Origin of the sequence: Leifsonia tongyongensis (assembly GCF_010686705.1) — a bacterium.
GTDB lineage: Bacteria > Actinomycetota > Actinomycetes > Actinomycetales > Microbacteriaceae > Diaminobutyricibacter > Diaminobutyricibacter tongyongensis.
Genome location: NZ_JAAGWY010000001.1, coordinates 1442682 through 1460437, shown reverse-complemented (window position 1 = coordinate 1460437; position 17756 = coordinate 1442682). Strand labels below are relative to the sequence as shown.

Below are 17756 nucleotides of genomic sequence, written 5' to 3'. Positions count from 1 at the left end.
GCCTATCCAAGGTGGTTGACTGTGGGGATGAACGATCGAGCAGGAACACCAGCCCAGGAATCCGACCTCGTCGACATCGACGCGTTGCGGGCGGCCTACTACGACCTCAAACCCGATGTGAGCATCCCGGAGCAGCGCGTGGTCTTCGGTACCTCCGGCCATCGCGGCAGCTCGCTCAACACCGCGTTCAACGAGAACCACATCGCCGCCACCACCCAGGCGATCTGCGAATACCGCGCCGGCCAGGGGATCGACGGGCCGCTGTTCCTCGGCGCCGACACCCATGAGCTCAGCGGACCCGCGATGACGACAGCCCTCGAGGTGCTCGTCGCCAACGAAGTGCGCGTCCTCGTCGACGCCTTCGGCGACTGGGTCCCGACCCCTGCGCTCTCGCACGCGATCCTCCGCTACAACAACGCCGGCCACCCCGACCGTGCCGACGGCATCGTCGTCACCCCCAGCCACAATCCGCCCGCCGACGGCGGCTTCAAGTACAACCCACCGCACGGCGGACCTGCCGACACGGATGCGACCAGCTGGATCGCCGCCCGCGCCAACGACCTCATCGCCGACGAGATGCGCGGGGTGCGGATGAGCGAGCCGAGCGGGGTGGAGACCTACGACTTCCGCGGCACCTACGTCGACGACCTCGAGAACATCATCGACGTCAAGGCGATCGCGGTCAGCGGGATCCGCATCGGCGCCGACCCTCTCGGCGGCGCCAGCGTCAACTACTGGGCCGCGATCGGCGAGCGGTACGGGCTCGACCTCACGGTCGTCAACCCGAACGTCGACCCGACCTGGTCGTTCATGACCCTCGACTGGGATGGCAAGATCCGCATGGACCCGTCGAGCCCGTCGGCGATGGCGTCGGTCCTCACGCACAAAGACGACTTCGACATCCTCACCGGCAACGACGCGGATGCGGACCGTCACGGCATCGTCACCCCCGACGGCGGCCTCATGAACCCGAACCACTACCTCGCGGTGGCGATCGACTACCTGTTCCGCACGCGGAGCGGCTGGCGGCCGGATGCGGCGGTCGGCAAGACCCTCGTCTCGTCGTCGATCATCGACCGCGTCGCGGAATCCCTCGACCGCCGTCTCTGGGAGGTGCCCGTCGGGTTCAAATGGTTCGTGCCCGGTCTCATCGACGGCTCCGTCGGGTTCGGCGGCGAGGAGAGCGCGGGCGCTAGCTTCCTGCGCTTCGACGGAACGGTCTGGACGACCGACAAAGACGGCATCCTGCTCGCGCTGCTGGCCAGCGAGATCCTCGCGACCACCGGCAAGACTCCCAGCCAGCACTACCGCGAGCTGACCCAGCGTTTCGGCAGCCCGGTCTACGAGCGGGTGGATGCTCCGGCCAGCCCCGCACAGAAGACGGCACTCGGCAAGCTCGACGGCGACGCGATCGGCGCGACCGAGCTCGCGGGCGAGGTGATCGTGGCGAAGCTCAGCCGCGCGCCGGGCAACGACGCGGCGCTGGGCGGGGTCAAAGTGGAGACCGCGAACGCGTGGTTCGCGGCCCGCCCGAGCGGCACGGAGAACGTCTACAAGATCTACGCGGAGTCGTTCGAGGGCGCGGACCACTTGAAGCGCGTGCAATCCGACGCGAAGTCGATCGTGGACGGGGCGCTGGACGGCGCCTGAGCCGGCGGTCCGCGTAAGCGCCTTGCCTCGGCTCTCGCGGTAGGCCATGTCCCCTTTCGTTGCCAAAAGGTCTCGGGTCGGCGCGGGGCCGCCGCGGAAGTCGGTCACACCCGTCCGGCGTTCGTAAAACAGGACATCGTGTGACGGGAGTGACGAAAGTCGAGCGGATGGGGGCCCGACAGGCCACATCCGCCCCATCCGTCGCACGAACTCCTGTTTTACGAACGACGGCGCTCAGGAAATTCAGCCGCATCCGCCACTTCTGTCACACGAATTCCTGAATTCCTGGCGCGGACGATCGGAAGTCAGCGGACGATCGGAAGTCAGTGGTAGACGGTGCCGCCGGGCAGGCCGAAGAACTCCTCGAGGGTCTTGACGCCGGAGCGGTGGAGCTCGGCGGCGAGCTCGGTGCCGATATAGCGGAAGTGCCACGGCTCATACGTGAACCCGGTGACCGGGACCTTGTCTGCCGGGTAGCGCAGGAGGAAACCGAACCGCCAGGCGTTGGCCGCAAGCCATTGGCCGTGGGGTGTCGAGCCGAGGCAGGCGGCCAGCGAGCAATTCGCCGGGGAAGCGCTGAGGTCGATCGCCAGCCCCGTCTGGTGTTCGCTGTGGCCGGGCCGAGCGGTATCAGTGTCCGCGTAGGCGCGGCCGTTGCGCGCGACATCATCGTTGTAGACGGCGGTCTGGGTCTGGAATGAGCGGTAGGCGCTCTGCACGGCGAACTCGAGACCGGACTGCGCTCGCGCTGCCGCCAGCATCGCGACGAGCGCGTCGGCCGCTTCGCGCCGCATGGGCTGCCGGTTCACATAGCGGACCGAGGGGTACACCAGGTCGGTCGGAACGAACGTGATCGGGTTCAGTGCTCGCGGCTTGTTGACCACCACCCAGATGCTCGCCGGGTCGTCGACCGATCGTGCCGTCTTGTCGAAAGCCGGCGGAGCTGCTGGCGTCGGTGCCTCGCGCGGCTCGCTCGGGCCGACCGTCGAACCGGACGACGGCACCGTGCTCGGCACAGGCCCGTCCGACGCCGACGCGCCACCCAGGGCAGGTCCGGGCGTCGCCGAGGCGGTCGAGGTCGACAGTGGCGACGGCGTGGTCTCGGATGCGCGGGGCGGCTCTGCCCCCGGCTGGGCACCGGTCGAACAGCCGGCCAGTCCCAGGATCAGGACGGCCGCCACGAGGCCGGCGCGGGTGGATCGGAAAGTCACGTGATGAGACTAGAGGGACAGGCTCCAATAATCCTCACAGACGCCTCCGGCGCGCGCGGTCCGCACCGGATCAGGCGGTGAAGCTCCAGAAGTGGCCGACGGCGCCCGGGTGGTCGACCGTGATCGCCGTGTCGAGGTCGCGGTAGTCGGAGTCGGTGTTGTGGCCGACCATCTTGATCAGGATCTTGCCGTTCTGGTGGATCACCTGGGAGACGATCTGCACGTGGTCGAGAGAGTCGTTGTCGTTCCAGTCGAACATCACGATGTCGCCGACCTTGATCTTGTCGCGATCATCGAACGGATATTCGTGCAGGCCGAGGCTCGGCGTGCTGCTGAAATAGTTGTCCATGGCGGGCACGTATCCCCAGGAGGGGCTCCAGCTCGCCGCGGCGTCGCGGTTGTACCAGTCGTCGTTCTGGGTCCAGCCGCGTGCGATCAGGGTCTGGCTGACGAAGTTTGCGCAGTCGCCACCGACCGGGTTGAGGTCGCCGTATTGGGCGGTGTTGTAGTTGTTCCAGTGCTGCATCGCGTAGTTGAGCTGCTTGTCCACTGGGGTGATGACCTGGTACTGGTAGCCACCGGCGAGGGTTGCGAGCGGCTTGCCGCCGGCGCCCAGCACGACGATGTCGACCTTGTTGGGCTGGAACGACGCGGCCTGCGGCACGACCACGGCGAGTTTGTCGGAACCGGTCGAGCTGATCGTGGCGGCCTGGCCGCCGATCGTCACCGACTTCACGTTCGCCAGCGAGGTTCCGGCCAGCGTTACCGTGTTGGTGCCCGAGACCGACCCGGTGGCCGGCGAGACCGATGTGATGGCGGTGGGCGCGGATGCCGCGGCAGGCGCCGGGGGGTTGCCTCCCGCGGCGGGGGCGTTCGAGCCCGCGCATCCGGTGAGCAGGAGAGCGGTCGCGGCAACGGCGCCGGCGAGGGCGAGAAATCGGCTACGGGTGGAACGGGGCAGACCAGAGCGCATGAAAAAACCTTGTGGTGGGAGAGACGTCCGTCCTTCAACGGTACGCGAGATTCATCGGCGTCACCTGAGAGGGGTTGGCGCGTCGGCGTCATGAGGTGTAACTTTGCAGTCTCCGCAATTTTCTATTTTCTGAGCCCACACCGGTGTGATGCCCGTGGATCGGGCGTCCCCTCCCAGCATTGACTCGAGGACACATGTCGCAAGCAACTCCGGCCGCCCCAGCGGCCCCATCGCAGGGGATCATGTCCCACAAGCAGATCCTCTTCGTGATCTTCGGCCTCATGGCGGGCATGTTCCTCTCGGCCCTCGACCAGACCGTCGTCGGGACCGCGATCCGCACCATCGGCGACGACCTGCACGGTCTCAGCCAGCAGGCGTGGGTGACCACGGCCTACCTCATCGTCTCGACCATTTCGACCCCGATCTACGGGAAGCTGTCCGACATCTACGGACGCCGCCCGCTCTTCATCTTCGCGATCGTCGTGTTCATCATCGGATCGATCCTCGCCAGCTTCTCGACCTCCATGGTCGAGCTCGCGTTCTTCCGGGCCATCCAGGGGCTCGGCGCCGGTGGTCTGATGTCGATGCCTCTCGCCATCATGGGCGACATGCTCGCCCCGCGTGAGAGAGCGAAATACCAGGGCTACTTCCTCGCCGTCTTCGGCATCTCGAGCCTGGTCGGCCCGCTGGTCGGCGGCCTCTTCGCCGGCGCGGACCAGATCCTGTGGATCGCCGGATGGCGCTGGGTGTTCCTCATCAACGTTCCGATCGGCATCGCCGCCCTGTTGATCGTGCTGCGATACCTGCACCTGCCGAAACACGAGCGCTACTCCGTGCGGATCGACTGGTGGGGCGCGACTGCCGTCATCGTGGCCCTGGTTCCCCTGCTGCTCGTCGCAGAAGAGGGGCGCACCTGGGGCTGGAACAGCCCGGGTGCGATCGCCTGCTACGTGATCGGCGCCGTCGGCATCCTGGCCTTCATCCTCATCGAGATGGCGATGAAGGACGACGCGCTCATCCCGCTGAAGCTCTTCCGTTCCCCCACCTTCTCCATGGCGACCATCATCGGTGTGTTCGTCGGTTTCGGGATGTTCGGCGCGATGCTGACCCTGCCCCTGTACCTCCAGCTGGTGCTCGGCTCCACGCCCACGGAGAGCGGCCTGCAGCTGCTGCCGATGATCCTCGGCCTCATGGTCTCCTCGATCGCCAGCGGCCAGATCATCGCGCGAACGGGGCGGTACCGCATGTTCCCCATCCTGGGCACCGCGTTCCTCGCCGGCGGGTTCTTCTACCTGACGTTCCTCAAGTACGACACCGGGTACTGGTTCATCGCCGGGGCCATGCTGCTGATCGGCCTCGGACTCGGCCAGCTCATGCAGACGCTGACGATCGCCAGCCAGAACTCGGTCGGCCTGCGCGACATGGGTGTGGCCACGAGCGCGTCGACGTTCTTCCGTCAGATCGGTGGAACGCTCGGCACGGCCGTGCTGCTGTCGTTGCTGTTCGCGCTATTCCCGACGAACCTCACGACGGCGTTCAAGGATGACGCGACCCTGTCTGCCGCGCTCAACGCCGCGCTCGATCCTGCTGTGGCCAACGCGCCGGAGAACAAGCAGATCATGGCGCTCGTCTACGACAAGCAGGTCGCTCAGATCACGGCGAACATACCGCCCGGCACCGACCTGTCCAACGACCAGACACGAGCGGCAGTCGTCGACCAGGTCATCGCCCAGATCAAGGCCAACCCCTCGGGCAGCGCCAGCTCCGCGAACGCCGCTGGTGGCGGCGCGCTTGACGACACGTCGTTCCTGAACGGCGCCGACCCGCGTCTGGCCAAGCCGTTCCTGCAAGGGTTCAGCGCTTCAGCTGTCACGGTCTACTGGGTCGCCCTCTTCGTCGTGCTCATCGCGTTCGTTCTCTCCCTGTTCTTCAAGACCCCCCCGCTGCGCTCCAAGTCGGCGCTGCAGGAGGCTGCGGACAACAAGGAGGAGGCCGAGCGGATCGCGGCGATGGAGGACGACGAGGAGGAGAAGGTTCCGGTCGTCGCCCGCGTGCTCGGTGCGGCGTCGGATGACATCGACTCGGAGGAGTACGACACCGGCATCATCGCCCATCGCGCCGCCGACGATTTCGGTGCTCTGATCGAGCCAGGAGCGGACACCGCGTCGCTTCGAGCGCAGCGCCCGAAGGCGACTCCCGCCACCGAATAGGTCACGATTCGGTAACGACGGCCCCGGCTGCAACTCCCCACCAGGAGTCGTGTGGCCGGGGTTTTCCGTTGAATTTCCGCGGATCCATGAGAGCGCTCTCACAGCTCGCGATGTTGCGAAACATCCGCCGAACGCAAGCGTGAGCGAAATTCATCTTGACAGCGCTCCACCACCTTGCCTACGTTGTGTCACAAGTCGTGAGAGCGCTCTCACGCATCTCGGTGAGAGCGCTCTCAGCGGCTCACCACCTGACCACACGCACACACACACGCACAAGGGAGTGACCGTGAAACTTTCACGACGCACCAAGGTCGTTGCAGCCGTCGCCGGCGCAGCATCCTTCGCTCTCCTCGCAGCCGGATGCTCATCCAGCAGCGGGGACAGCGGCAGCAGTACGAACCCGATCACACTGACCGTCACCACGTTCGGCACCATGGGCTTCGACAAGCTGTACGCACAGTACGAAAAGGAGCACCCGAACATCAAGGTCAAGGCGACCAACATCGACACCGGTGACAACGCCCTGACCGACTGGCAGACGAAGGAAGCGGCCGGCAGCGGCCTCCCCGACGTCCAGGCCGTCGAAGAAGGCTGGCTCTCCAAGGTCATGCAGGTCTCCGACCAGTTCAACGACCTGAAGTCCTACGGCGCCAACGACATCAAGAGCCGCTGGGTCGACTGGAAGCTGAAGCAGGCGACCGACAAGAACGGCCGCATCATCGGCTACGGCACCGACATCGGACCGGAAGGGCTCTGCTACAACAGCAAGCTCTTCAAAGCGGCCGGCCTGCCGAGCGATCGCGACGCCGTCGCCACCCTCTTCGGCGGCGACAGCGCGACCTGGGACAAATTCTTCTCGGTCGGCGAGCAGTATCACAAGGCGACCGGTAAGGCGTTCTACGACCAGTCCGGCTTCATCTGGAACGCCATGGTGAACCAGCAGCCCGAGGGCTACTACACCAAGGACGGCAAGCTGAACGTCGAGAACAACGCCGACCTGCAGGCCCTGTGGAGCAAGCTCGGCGCAGGAGCTGCGGCCGGCCTCTCCGCCAACCAGACCCAGTGGGACTGGGGCAAGGGCAAGGCCTTCACCGACGGAACCTTCGCCGCCTTCGTCTGCCCGGGCTGGATGCTCGGTGTGGTCCAGGGACAGGTCAAGGCCGGCGGCGGTGACGCCTCGACCGGCTGGGACTTCGCCAACGTCTTCCCCGGTGGCGCAGCGAACTGGGGCGGGTCGTTCCTGACCGTTCCCAAGCAGTCGAAGCACCCGAAGGAAGCAGCCGCCCTCGCAGCCTGGCTGACCAGCGCCACGTCGCAGGTCGCCACCTTCCAGGCGGCAGGCACCTTCCCGTCGGTGACCGCGGCGCAGTCCGACCCCGGCGTGACCGGTGCGAGCGACCTGACGAAGTTCTTCAACAACGCACCGGTCGGCCAGATCCTGGCTGAGCGCGCGAAGGGCGTCGTCGCACAGTACAAGGGCCCGGACGACTCGGTCATCCAGTCGCAGGTCTTCGGCCCCTCCGTCCAGGAGATCGACTCGAAGAAGAAGACGGCCGACCAGGCCTGGGCAGATGCGATGAAGCTGCTCAACCAGCTGGTCGTCAACAAGTAGTCGGTCGACAAGCAATCACACCCGCTCCACTGAGGCCCCCCGGAGACCCGATTCCGGGGGGCCTCGATCCTTGGGAGAATCACGCATGACCACCGCAGTCACCCCGTCCGTGCAGGGCACGGAGCCGCCGGAGCGACCGGCCGCGCAGGCATCCCGCGCGAAGCGATCCCCTCGCGCCCCGCTCGCGTTCCGCCAGAAGCTCAGCCGCTTCGATGTCAAGGCATCGCCGTACGTCTACGTCGCGCCGTTCTTCATCCTGTTCGGCCTCGTCGGGCTCTTCCCCCTCGGCTACACGTTCGTCGTCTCGCTGAACAACTGGAACCTGCTCACCGGCCCCGGCGAATGGGTGGGCCTCGGCAACTACGTCAAAGAGCTCGGCGACCCGTTCTTCTGGAACTCGCTCTTCAACACGATCAGCATCTTCCTGCTGTCGGCGATCCCGCAGCTGATCGCCGCCGTCGCCATCGCCGCGATCCTCGACCAGAACATCCGCGCGAAGACCTTCTGGCGCATGAGCGTCCTCATCCCCTACGTCGTCACCCCGGTGGCCGTGACCCTGATCTTCTCCAGCGCGTTCGACGAGAAGTACGGCCTCATCAACAACATCCTGCAGTCCTTCCACCTCAGCCCTGTCATGTGGAAGACCGAGACGTTCCCCTCGCACGTCGCGATCGCCACGATGGTGAACTGGCGCTGGACCGGCTACAACGCCCTCATCCTGCTCGCGGCCATGCAGGCCGTGCCGCGCGACCTCCACGAATCCGCAGCGCTCGACGGCGCCGGCTCGTTCCGCCGGTTCTTCTCGATCACGCTCCCGAGCATCCGCCCCACCATGATCTTCGTGATCATCACCGCCACCATCGGCGGCCTCCAGATCTTCACCGAGCCGAAACTGTTCAACCCGTCGAGTGCCGTGCCTGGCGGACCTCAACGGCAGTACCAGACCACCGTGCTCTACCTGTGGGACATGGCCTTCAACCGAGGCAACTTCGGGCGCGCATCCGCCATCGCCTGGATGCTGTTCCTCATCATCGTGATCTTCGGCGTGATCAACTTCCTCATCTCGCGGCGCATCGCCTCGACCGAGGCGCGCGTCACCCGGAAGCGGACGGCGAGGCGACTCGCGCAACGCCAGGCGGACAAAGCAGAAGGCGCACGCGCACTCGCTGCAGCAGCCGAGGAGGAAAGAGTATGAGCACCGCATCCACGCGCGCTGCACAGGCCGCGCCCGCCAAGACGCGCCCGCCCCGGCGCAAAGCCCTCGGCATCGATCGCCGCCCCGGCTTCCTCACCTACGGGCTGCTGCTCGCCGTCTTCATCGGCGGCGCCTACCCGCTCTGGTGGTCGTTCGTCGCCGGATCCAGCCCCAGCACCGTGCTGACCGCGACGTGGCCGCCGCTGCTGCCGGGGGGCCTGTTCTGGCAGAACGTCGGCCAGGTGCTCGACACCGTTCCTTTCTGGCTCGCCCTCGGCAACAGCATCATCGTCTCGTCGGTGATCACGCTGTCCGTCGTCTTCTTCTCGACGCTTGCGGGCTACGCCTTCGCCAAGCTGCGCTTCCGCGGGCGCGAAGGGCTTCTCGTCTTCGTCATCGCGACCCTCGCCGTCCCGACCCAGCTCGGCATCATCCCCCTCTTCATGGTGATGAAGCAGTTCGGCTGGACGGGCACACTCGGCGCGGTCATCATCCCGACCCTGGTCACGGCGTTCGGCGTCTTCTTCATGCGGCAGTACCTCGTCGACGTCATCCCCGACGAGCTCATCGAAGCCGCTCGCGTCGACGGGGCGAACATGATCAGCACGTTCTGGCACGTCGGCGTACCCGCAGCGCGGCCGGCGATGGCGATCCTCGGGCTGTTCACCTTCATGACAGCCTGGACGGACTACCTCTGGCCGCTGCTCGTGGTACCGCAGAACCCGACCCTCCAGGTCGCGCTGAGCCAGCTGCAATCCGCCAAATACGTCGACTACTCGATCGTGCTCGCCGGAGCGGTGATGGCCACGATCCCCCTCCTCATCCTCTTCGTCCTCGCCGGAAAACAGCTCGTCTCGGGCATCATGGCGGGCGCGGTGAAAGGCTAGGCATGACCGACATCGCACTCGACCGGTGGCCGGACGGCTTCATCTGGGGGTCGGCCACCGCCGCCGCCCAGATCGAAGGCGCCGCCCACGAAGACGGCAAAGAGGACTCGATCTGGGACCACTTCGCGCGCGTGCCGGGAGCCGTCGCGAACGGCGACACGCCCGAAATCGCGGTCGACCACTACCACCGGATGCCCGCAGACGTCGCCCTCATGAAAGGGCTCGGCCTCGACTCGTACCGGTTCTCCACAAGCTGGGCGCGGGTGAAGCCCGGCGATCGTCACGTCAACGCCGCTGGCCTCGACTTCTACAGTCGTCTCGTCGACGAACTGCTCGACGCGGGGATCCTCCCCTGGCTCACGCTCTACCACTGGGACCTGCCGCAAGCCCTCGAAGAGCGGGGCGGATGGGCGAACCGCGACACGGCGTACCGGTTCCGTGACTACGCAGAGGCCGTCTACGACGCGCTCGGCGACCGGGTCACCCACTGGACGACGTTCAACGAACCGCTGTGCTCATCCCTCATCGCGTACGGAGCCGGCGAGCACGCGCCCGGCCGCACCGACGGACGCGCAGCCCTCGCCGCCGTGCATCACCAGCACCTCGCCCACGGCCTCGCCATCCAGAGCCTGCGCGAGCGCTCGGGTGCTGCCGCCGGCGACGCGGAAGCGGCCGACCTCCGGTTCGGCATCACCCTCAACCTGACCAACGCGGTGCCGAACGACCCCGCCGACCCGGTCGATCTCGAGGCGGCGCGGCGCATCGACGCCCTCTGGAACCGGATGTTCGTGGAGCCGGTCCTGCTCGGCCGGTACCCGGAAGACCTGCTCGTCGACGTTGCGGGCCTCGGGCTCTCCGAGGTCATCGAAGACGGCGACCTCGAGCTCATCGCGCAGCCCATCGACTTCATCGGGGTCAACCACTACCACGACGACAACGTCAGCGGTCATCCCCAGCCGGATGCTCCCGGCGGCCTGCAGCCGACCGACCGGCCCAAAGGCTCACCGTTCCCCGGCAGCGAGCACGTCAGCTTTCCGCCGCGACCGCTCCCCCGCACCGCCATGGACTGGGAGGTCAACCCGGACGGCCTGCGCAGTCTGCTCGTGCGACTCGGCCGGGACTACCCGACCCTGCCGCCGCTGTACATCACCGAGAACGGTGCGTGCTACGACGACGAGCTCTCGCCGGACGGACGGGTTCACGACACCGAGCGAGCGTCGTACATTCGGGCTCACATCGCGGCGGTCGGCGACGCGATCGCCGAGGGAGCGGATGTGCGCGGATACTTCGTGTGGTCGCTCCTCGACAACTTCGAATGGGCGTGGGGCTACAACAAGCGCTTCGGGATCATCCGCGTCGACTACGAGACCCAGGAGCGGACCGTGAAGGACAGCGGTCTCGAATACGCAGCGATCATCGAGCGGGCGCACGCGGCGACCGCAGCGGCCGCGCGGTTCGCGAGCGCCCTCCCAGCAGACGCCTAACATGGAAACCGGACCGGGAGGAACCACGAGATGACCTCGGAGAAGCTCGACAGCCACGCAGTGCCGACGCTCGAGGCGGTAGCGGCTCTGGCCGGGGTTTCGCGCGCGACCGTGTCCCGCGTGGTCAACGGTTCGACCAAGGTCACACCTGAGGTCACCGAAGCGGTCACGAAAGCCATCGCCGATCTCAACTACGTTCCCAACCGCGCTGCGCGATCCCTGGCGAGCAAACGGACCCAGGTCGTCGCCCTCGTCGTACCCGAGTCCACGGCCAAGGTCTTCGCCGACCCGTTCTTCGCATCCATCGTGCAAGGCGCGGCGCTGCAGCTCGCCGAGACCGAGTACACCCTCAACATGGTCATCTCGTCGGAGTTCAAAGCCGACAAGACCCGCCGTTACCTGATGGGCGGCAACGTCGACGGCGCGCTCATCGTCTCGCACCACTCGGGCGACCACTCGTATGCGCACCTGGGGCAGTCGCTCCCTGTCGTGTTCGGTGGCCGGCCGGTCAGCGATGCGGAGCAGGGGTCGTACTTCGTCGACGTCGACAACGTCGCTGGAGCGGCAGGGGCGACCGAGCACCTGATCGCCCGCGGGCGGCGCAACATCGCCATCATCACGGGGCCGCAGGACATGCCGGCCGGTCTCGACCGTCTCACCGGATGGCGGCGGGCGATGGAGGCGCACGGCCTCGACCAGTCGCTCATCGAATACGGCGACTTCTCGCCGACGTCCGGGCGCGAGGCCATGAAGCGCCTGCTCGACCGTGGCGCGCCGATCGACGGGCTGTTCGCCGCCAATGACCAGATGGCGGCCGGGGCGTACGCGTCGATCCACGAGGCCGGGCTGAGCATCCCTGAAGACATCGCGGTCGTGGGCTACGACGACGACTACTTCGGCCTGACGGCGACGCCGCCGCTGACGACGGTCCACCAGCCGTCGATCGGCCTCGGCGAGACGATGGCGCGCGTGCTCGTGAAGCTCATGTCGGGCACGGCCGTCGACCGTGTCACGATGCTCCCGACCGAGCTGGTCGTGCGGCAGAGCACGTAACACGCGCCCGGCCGAGGGCGCCCGTTCCGGGCGAGTGTGCTCGCTGCAGCTGTCGCACTCGCCTGGAACGGTCACTCGGCAGCAACTTCCGCGAGAGTCGTCCTTCTCGCCGAGTGTCACCTCTATGCCCATGACACTCGGCTGCGCCGGTGACACGCGCCGGGCCGGGCCGGGCGGTCGGCCCGCCCGCCCGGGCGAGCACGCCCGTTCTGGGCGAGTGTGCTCGGTGCAGCTGTCGCACTCGCCCGGAACGGTCACTCGGCAGCAACTTCCGCGAGAGTCATCCTTCTCGCCGAGTGTCACCTCTCTGCCCATGACACTCGGCTGCGCCGGTGACACTCGCCGGGCCGCGCTACGGAAGCGCGGCGAAGAGGCGGTTGCCGGCGACGGCGATCGCGAAGCCGACCGCTCCCATCGCGGCGACTCCGCCTACGTACGCCACGAACAGGTGGCTGCCTCCGCTCTGGGCGGAGATGTACGTGACGATCAGCGAGATGATGCCGACCACAGCCAGGCCCACCGCGACCCAGAACAGCGGCCAGAGTTTTGCGCGCACCGGGATTTCGGCGGTGCGGACGTGCAGCCAGGCGAGCGCGCATCCGGCCAGGCAACCCCAGAACGAGACCACGAGCAGGCCGGCGACGACGTCGCTGGGCCGGTGCCACTGCTCGACAAGCGTAGATGCCCCTGTAACGATCGAGAACGTCGACCCGAGGACCGCCGCGAGCGGCCGGAACCGCGGGCTCGTCACCAGGAAGACGACCAGCGCAGCGGATGCGGCCACCGTCGTGTGCCCGGACGGCAGCGAATTGCTGAGCACGTCGACGCCCTTCTCGGGTCGACTGAGGATGCCGTACTTGAGCACCTGGGTGCTCAGATTCGCGAGGACGGCAGCAGCGACGGCGACCACGAACACCAGCCAGTTCCGGCGCACGACGACGATGATGATGACCATGATGGAGGCCACGACCACGGCGGCGATCGGCAGGATGTTCAGAAAGCTGTGCGCGAAGTCGACAAGGCTGCCTTTCCAGACATCCGCCCCGGCGAACGCCCGTTCGTCGACGACCTGGCCCATGTAGCTGCGCACGAACACGAGGTACACGGCGACGAAGACGGCAGCTGACGCGAGGGCTCCCAGAAGAAAGGGAGTAGCGCGCAGCTGCGTACCGATTCGCATATGTATGAGCCTTTCACATGAACCCTGTGAATGTTTGGACGACGGATGCACCGCTGCACGTTTTCGTGGTCGAATCAGCTATGACCTCATCAGTCCCGACTGTCGTCGACATCGACATCCCGTCGGATGTCGAGGGAACCAGCACCAACCTGCGCGGTGTCATGGCCGTCCCTGAGGGCGACGGGCCGTGGCCGGGAGTGGTCCTCGTTCACGAGGCGTACGACATCAACGAGAACATGCGGCGCCAGGTGCAGCGGATGGCGCAGGCCGGTTACCTCGCGATCATGCCGGACCTCTTCTCCGAGGGCAGCGCACGCACCTGCCTGATTGCGACCTTCCGTGCGCTGTCGGCCGGACGCGGCCGCGCCTTCCAGGACATCGAGGCGGCGCGCCGGATGCTCCTGGCACGCCCTGACACCACGGACAAGGTCGGCGTGATCGGGTTCTGCATGGGCGGTGGCTTCGCGCTCGCGCTGGCGAGCGGCACCCGCTACGACGTCTCGTCGGTCAATTACGGGCGGTTCCCGAAAGATGCGGATGCGGTCCTCGCCGACGCCTGCCCGATTGTCGCGAGCTACGGTGGCCGAGACTCATCACTGAAGGGCGCTGCGGCGAAACTCGACGCCCTGCTCACCCGCAACCGGATCCCGCACGACGTGAAGGAGTATCCCCAGGCGGGGCATTCGTTCCTGAATGAGGAGGACGAAGGTCCACGTGCCCTCCTGCCGATCATGCACGCGATCCTCGGAATCGGTCCGGACCCGGAGGCGGCGGCCGACGCGTGGTCGCGGATCGAGGCGTTCTTCGCCACCTACCTCAGGTGAACGCCCACCTCAGGTGAGGGCTGCCCACCGGCTCACACGAACTCGACACCGGGAACAGCGGCGAAACGCTCGCGCATGACCTCGATCGCCTCGGAGTTCCGGTCCACGAGCACGAAGCGGCGCCCGAGGGAGGCGGCCACCGCCCCGGTGGTGCCGCTGCCGGCGAAGAAGTCGAGCACCCAGTCGCCTTCGCGGCTGGACGCCTGCACGATCCGGCGCAGCACGCCTTCCGGCTTCTGGGTGGGGTAGCCGGTCTTCTCCCGGCCGGTGGGCGAGACGATCGTGTGCCACCATACATCCGTCGGCAGTTTGCCGAGCTCCGCCTTCGCCGCCGTCACGAGACCGGGGGCCATGTACGGTTCGCGGTCGACCGCGGTCGAGTCGAAGTAGTAGCGCGCCGGGTCCTTCACATAGACGAGGATCGTGTCGTGTTTGGTCGGCCAGCGGTTCTTCGACTTCGCACCGTAGTCGTAGGCCCAGATGATCTCGTTGAGGAACGACTCCCGACCGAACAATGCGTCGAGCAGCACTTTCGCGTAGTGCGCCTCCCGGTAGTCGAGGTGCAGGTAGAGGGTCCCGTCGTCGGCCAGCAGCCGCCAGGCTTCGATCAGCCGCGGTTCGAGGAACTCCCAGTAGTCGTCGAAACGATCGTCGTAGCGCAGCAGGTCGCCTTTGATCCGCTCGTAGCTCTGCCCCTTGAAGCCCGTCACGGAGCCGGCGCCGCCGTCGCTGCGCACCGACGTCGTCGTCTGCCTCGCCTGCTTGCGGCCGGTGTTGAACGGAGGGTCGAGGTAGATGAGCGTGAAGGATGCGTCATCCAGGGCGCGCAGCACCTCGAGGTTGTCGGCGTGTACGACTCTGCTCGACGACTCGGGTGTCCAGGCGGCGGGCATGGACCCATTCTCGCAGCGCTCCCGCTACGCTCGTGCCATGGGCATCACGGTCAGGAATGAACCGGAACTCAACCGTTACGTCATCTTCAAGGACGACGAGCAGGCCGGGTTCACGGAATACCACATTCAGGGCGACGAGATCGATTTCTACCACACGGAGATCGACCCGGAACACCGGGAAGGCGGCCTGGCGAGCATCCTCGTGCAGTACGCGCTCGACGACGTGCGCGAACACAGCGATCGCCGCCTGGTCGCGTCATGCCCGTACGTGCGTCACTGGCTTCGTGAGCATCCGGAGTACCGCGACCTGCTGAGTCGCTGACCCGCTCAGTCGCTGGGATGATGGGCCGATTACGCAGAAAGTGCGGGTCGACCGGATGGGCACCCGCAGTTTTCGACGATCAGCGCAGGTCGATGCGGATCTTGCCGTCGAAGATCCCTTTGTCGCCGTCGCCGGCGACGGGAGCCGGGGCCGGCAGCATCGTCTGCCGATCCAGTTCGACCTGGGCCTCGTGACGTGTCGGCGCGAAGACTTCGTCACCGATTCCGACGATGCTCGAGCTCGAGCCGCCGGCCTTCTTCGACTTGTTCGAGAGGTCGACCCAGCCGAGCTGCACCGCGATGAAGCCGAGCACGAGCGCTGCCGCGATTGAGCCGAAGATCCACCAGTTCACAGGCACAAGGGTACGTGACCTGAATGAATGTCACCTCCGTGCTGTCACGGAACGCCGGTCGACGGTCGGCGGCGCGTACAGTTTCGGCATGGACTTCCGGGTTGCAACCGCAGTCGACGTCGACGCTGTCACAGAGACGATCACGCTCGCCTTTCGCGACGATCCGATCTGGGGCGTGGCGCTCGTGGGGGCCGACGGCGGCACCGCTCATTGCCGACGGTTCTGGCAGCTCTACGTCGAAGGAGCGGTCCGCTATTCGACCGTGTTCATGGCCGACGACGCATCGACGGTCGCGGTCTGGCTCCCGCCGGGTGCGGGCGACCTCACCGCCGAACAGCAGCAGGAGGTCGACGAGCTCATCGCCGCGAACCTCTCGCCCGAGCACGCCCGCGCCTACGACGTGCTGTGGGAGCGCTTCGAGACCAGCCACCCCGACGGCCCGCCGCACATGTACCTGAGCCTGCTGGCGACGCATCCGGACCATCGCGGCTTAGGGATCGGGCAGCAGCTGCTAGCCGACAACCTGGCCGCCTTCGACGCCGACGGGCTCCCCGCCTACCTCGAATCGACGAACCCGGCCAACGACCACCGCTACGAACGCGCGGGATTCCGCCCCATCGGCCGCTTCCAGGCCGTCATCGACGACGCCACGGTGACGACGATGTGGCGGGATGCGCCGAACTCGCGGGATGCGCAGGATGCGCGGATGCGGGATGCGCGGGCCGGTTGAATCCCACAGCCCGGGAACCCGCTACGGAACCCGGTACAGCCACGCGTCGGTGCCGAACTTCTCGGCGACGAGCTTCTCGGCGGCCGCGTACTCCTCCGGCGTGATGTCGCCCGGCGTCGCCCCGTACAGGTTGGTGAAGGTCGCCTTCAGCTGGTCGATGATCTCGGCGCGGCTCAGCCCCGTCTGGCTGCGGAGCGGATCGACGCGCTTAGCCGCGCTGGCGATGCCCTTGTCGCTGATCTTCTCGCGGCCGATGCGCAGCACCTCGGTCATCTTCTGGCCGTCCATGTCGTAGCTCATCGTGACGTGGTGCAGCACGGCGCCCGACCCGAGACGCTTCTGCGCGGCGCCGCCGATCTTCCCGTGAGGGCTCGTGATGTCGTTGAGCGGCTGGTAGAACGCGTCGATGCCGAGAGACTTGAGCGCGACGATCGCCCACTCGTCGAGGAACGCATAGCTGTCGGCGAAGCTCATCCCCTGCACCAGGTCGGCGGGAGCATAGATCGAGTAGGTGACGACCGACCCGGCCTCCATGAACATGGCGCCGCCGCCCGAGATGCGGCGCACGACGTCGAAGCCGTACTTCTCGGCGTTGACGGGATCGACCTCGTTCTTCACCGACTGGAAGCTGCCGATCACGACGGCGGGCTCATCCCATTCCCAGATGCGCAGGGTGGGCTGGCGGTGGCCTTCGCCGACCGCGGTCGCGAGCACCTCATCCAGTGCCATCTGCATCACCGGCGGCACCGCCTTCGAGTGCACGAGCTGCCAGTCGTAGTCGCGCCAGCTGGTCGCCTTGGCGAGCGACCGGCGGATCGCGACAGCCACGGCCTCCGGCGAGAACCCGAGCAGGATGGCGTCCTGCGGCAGCGCGCTCTTGACCGCGGCGGCGATCGTGGCTGCATCCGCTTCAGCCGAGAGGCCGTTCACGGCCCGGTCGATCGCTTCGAGAGCGGAGTCGGGTTCGAGGAAGAAGTCCCCGGAGAGGTGGAATTCGGCGATCGCGCCGCCGACGACCTCGAGGTCGACTACGACGAGCTTGCCGCCAGGGACCTTGTATTCACCGTGCATGGCTCAAGCCTATGCCCGGCCGACGCGCCGACTGCGGGCGCCCTCTGCTGGGACCTTCGCGGTTCGCAATTCAGGAGTTTTCGGGGCCTTCGGGGCTGGGCCGCGCATC

Annotated in this window: 16 protein-coding genes; 10 read left to right on the top strand and 6 right to left on the bottom strand. The window is 66.8% G+C overall.

Translation table 11 applies throughout. The annotated features are described in order from the left end of the window. Positions 1–27: 27 nt before the first annotated feature. Positions 28–1650, top strand: coding sequence for a phosphoglucomutase (alpha-D-glucose-1,6-bisphosphate-dependent) (gene pgm, locus G3T36_RS07050; protein WP_163288815.1), 1623 nt, complete (start codon positions 28–30; stop codon positions 1648–1650). Between the two features lie 323 nt (positions 1651–1973). Here pgm and G3T36_RS07045 read toward each other — a convergent pair whose 3' ends face one another. Next, the gene (locus tag G3T36_RS07045) at positions 1974–2861 is read right to left on the bottom strand and encodes a M15 family metallopeptidase (RefSeq protein ID WP_338031492.1); all 888 of its coding nucleotides are present in this window, start codon (positions 2859–2861) and stop codon (positions 1974–1976) included. Between the two features lie 70 nt (positions 2862–2931). Then, positions 2932–3834 carry an amidase domain-containing protein gene (locus tag G3T36_RS07040; protein WP_163288814.1) on the bottom strand — a complete coding sequence of 301 codons (903 nt, stop codon included), beginning with the start codon at positions 3832–3834 and terminating at the stop codon, positions 2932–2934. 194 nt (positions 3835–4028) lie between these two features. Here G3T36_RS07040 and G3T36_RS07035 point away from each other — a divergent pair, with 194 nt between their 5' ends. The 6 genes from G3T36_RS07035 (at position 4029) to G3T36_RS07010 (ending at position 12275) form a co-directional block, all read left to right on the top strand. Further along, complete coding sequence (locus G3T36_RS07035; RefSeq protein WP_163288813.1) at positions 4029–6044, top strand: MDR family MFS transporter; 2016 nt, start codon at positions 4029–4031, stop codon at positions 6042–6044. 286 nt (positions 6045–6330) lie between these two features. Then, entirely contained in the window at positions 6331–7656 is a 1326-nt protein-coding gene (locus G3T36_RS07030; protein ID WP_163288812.1) for an extracellular solute-binding protein, read from the top strand. A gap of 85 nt (positions 7657–7741) precedes the next feature. After that, positions 7742–8851: a carbohydrate ABC transporter permease gene (locus G3T36_RS07025; RefSeq protein WP_163288811.1), complete on the top strand. Its 1110-nt coding sequence runs from the start codon at positions 7742–7744 to the stop codon at positions 8849–8851. Further along, positions 8848–9738 carry a carbohydrate ABC transporter permease gene (locus G3T36_RS07020; RefSeq protein ID WP_163288810.1) on the top strand — a complete coding sequence of 297 codons (891 nt, stop codon included), beginning with the start codon at positions 8848–8850 and terminating at the stop codon, positions 9736–9738. Before G3T36_RS07025 ends, G3T36_RS07020 begins: the two co-directional genes overlap by 4 nt. A 2-nt stretch (positions 9739–9740) precedes the next feature. After that, positions 9741–11222: a GH1 family beta-glucosidase gene (locus tag G3T36_RS07015; RefSeq protein WP_163288809.1), complete on the top strand. Its 1482-nt coding sequence runs from the start codon at positions 9741–9743 to the stop codon at positions 11220–11222. 30 nt (positions 11223–11252) lie between these two features. Further along, positions 11253–12275: a LacI family DNA-binding transcriptional regulator gene (locus G3T36_RS07010; protein WP_163288808.1), complete on the top strand. Its 1023-nt coding sequence runs from the start codon at positions 11253–11255 to the stop codon at positions 12273–12275. 352 nt (positions 12276–12627) lie between these two features. Here G3T36_RS07010 and G3T36_RS07005 read toward each other — a convergent pair whose 3' ends face one another. Beyond that, complete coding sequence (locus tag G3T36_RS07005) at positions 12628–13455, bottom strand: phosphatase PAP2 family protein (RefSeq protein ID WP_193570878.1); 828 nt, start codon at positions 13453–13455, stop codon at positions 12628–12630. Between the two features lie 80 nt (positions 13456–13535). Between G3T36_RS07005 and G3T36_RS07000 the strand changes: the two genes are divergently transcribed. Continuing rightward, the gene (locus tag G3T36_RS07000; RefSeq protein WP_163288807.1) at positions 13536–14279 is read left to right on the top strand and encodes a dienelactone hydrolase family protein; all 744 of its coding nucleotides are present in this window, start codon (positions 13536–13538) and stop codon (positions 14277–14279) included. Between the two features lie 32 nt (positions 14280–14311). Here the strand turns inward: G3T36_RS07000 and G3T36_RS06995 are convergent, their stop codons facing one another. Further along, positions 14312–15172 (bottom strand): DNA-methyltransferase, encoded by an 861-nt coding sequence (locus G3T36_RS06995; RefSeq protein ID WP_163288806.1) that lies wholly within the window; start codon positions 15170–15172, stop codon positions 14312–14314. On the opposite strand from G3T36_RS06995, the gene G3T36_RS06990 reads away from it, so the two are divergent. Beyond that, positions 15171–15494, top strand: coding sequence for a GNAT family N-acetyltransferase (locus G3T36_RS06990; RefSeq protein ID WP_163288805.1), 324 nt, complete (start codon positions 15171–15173; stop codon positions 15492–15494). The two genes, G3T36_RS06995 and G3T36_RS06990, sit on opposite strands and share 2 nt — an antisense overlap. A 79-nt stretch (positions 15495–15573) precedes the next feature. On the opposite strand, the gene G3T36_RS06985 is transcribed toward G3T36_RS06990, so the two are convergent. Beyond that, the gene (locus G3T36_RS06985; RefSeq protein WP_163288804.1) at positions 15574–15846 is read right to left on the bottom strand and encodes a hypothetical protein; all 273 of its coding nucleotides are present in this window, start codon (positions 15844–15846) and stop codon (positions 15574–15576) included. 88 nt (positions 15847–15934) lie between these two features. Between G3T36_RS06985 and G3T36_RS06980 the strand changes: the two genes are divergently transcribed. Beyond that, positions 15935–16576 (top strand): GNAT family N-acetyltransferase, encoded by a 642-nt coding sequence (locus G3T36_RS06980; RefSeq protein ID WP_163288803.1) that lies wholly within the window; start codon positions 15935–15937, stop codon positions 16574–16576. 21 nt (positions 16577–16597) lie between these two features. Here G3T36_RS06980 and lplAB read toward each other — a convergent pair whose 3' ends face one another. Further along, entirely contained in the window at positions 16598–17647 is a 1050-nt protein-coding gene (lplAB, locus tag G3T36_RS06975) for a lipoate-protein ligase LplAB (RefSeq protein ID WP_163288802.1), read from the bottom strand. Positions 17648–17756 lie beyond the last annotated feature (109 nt).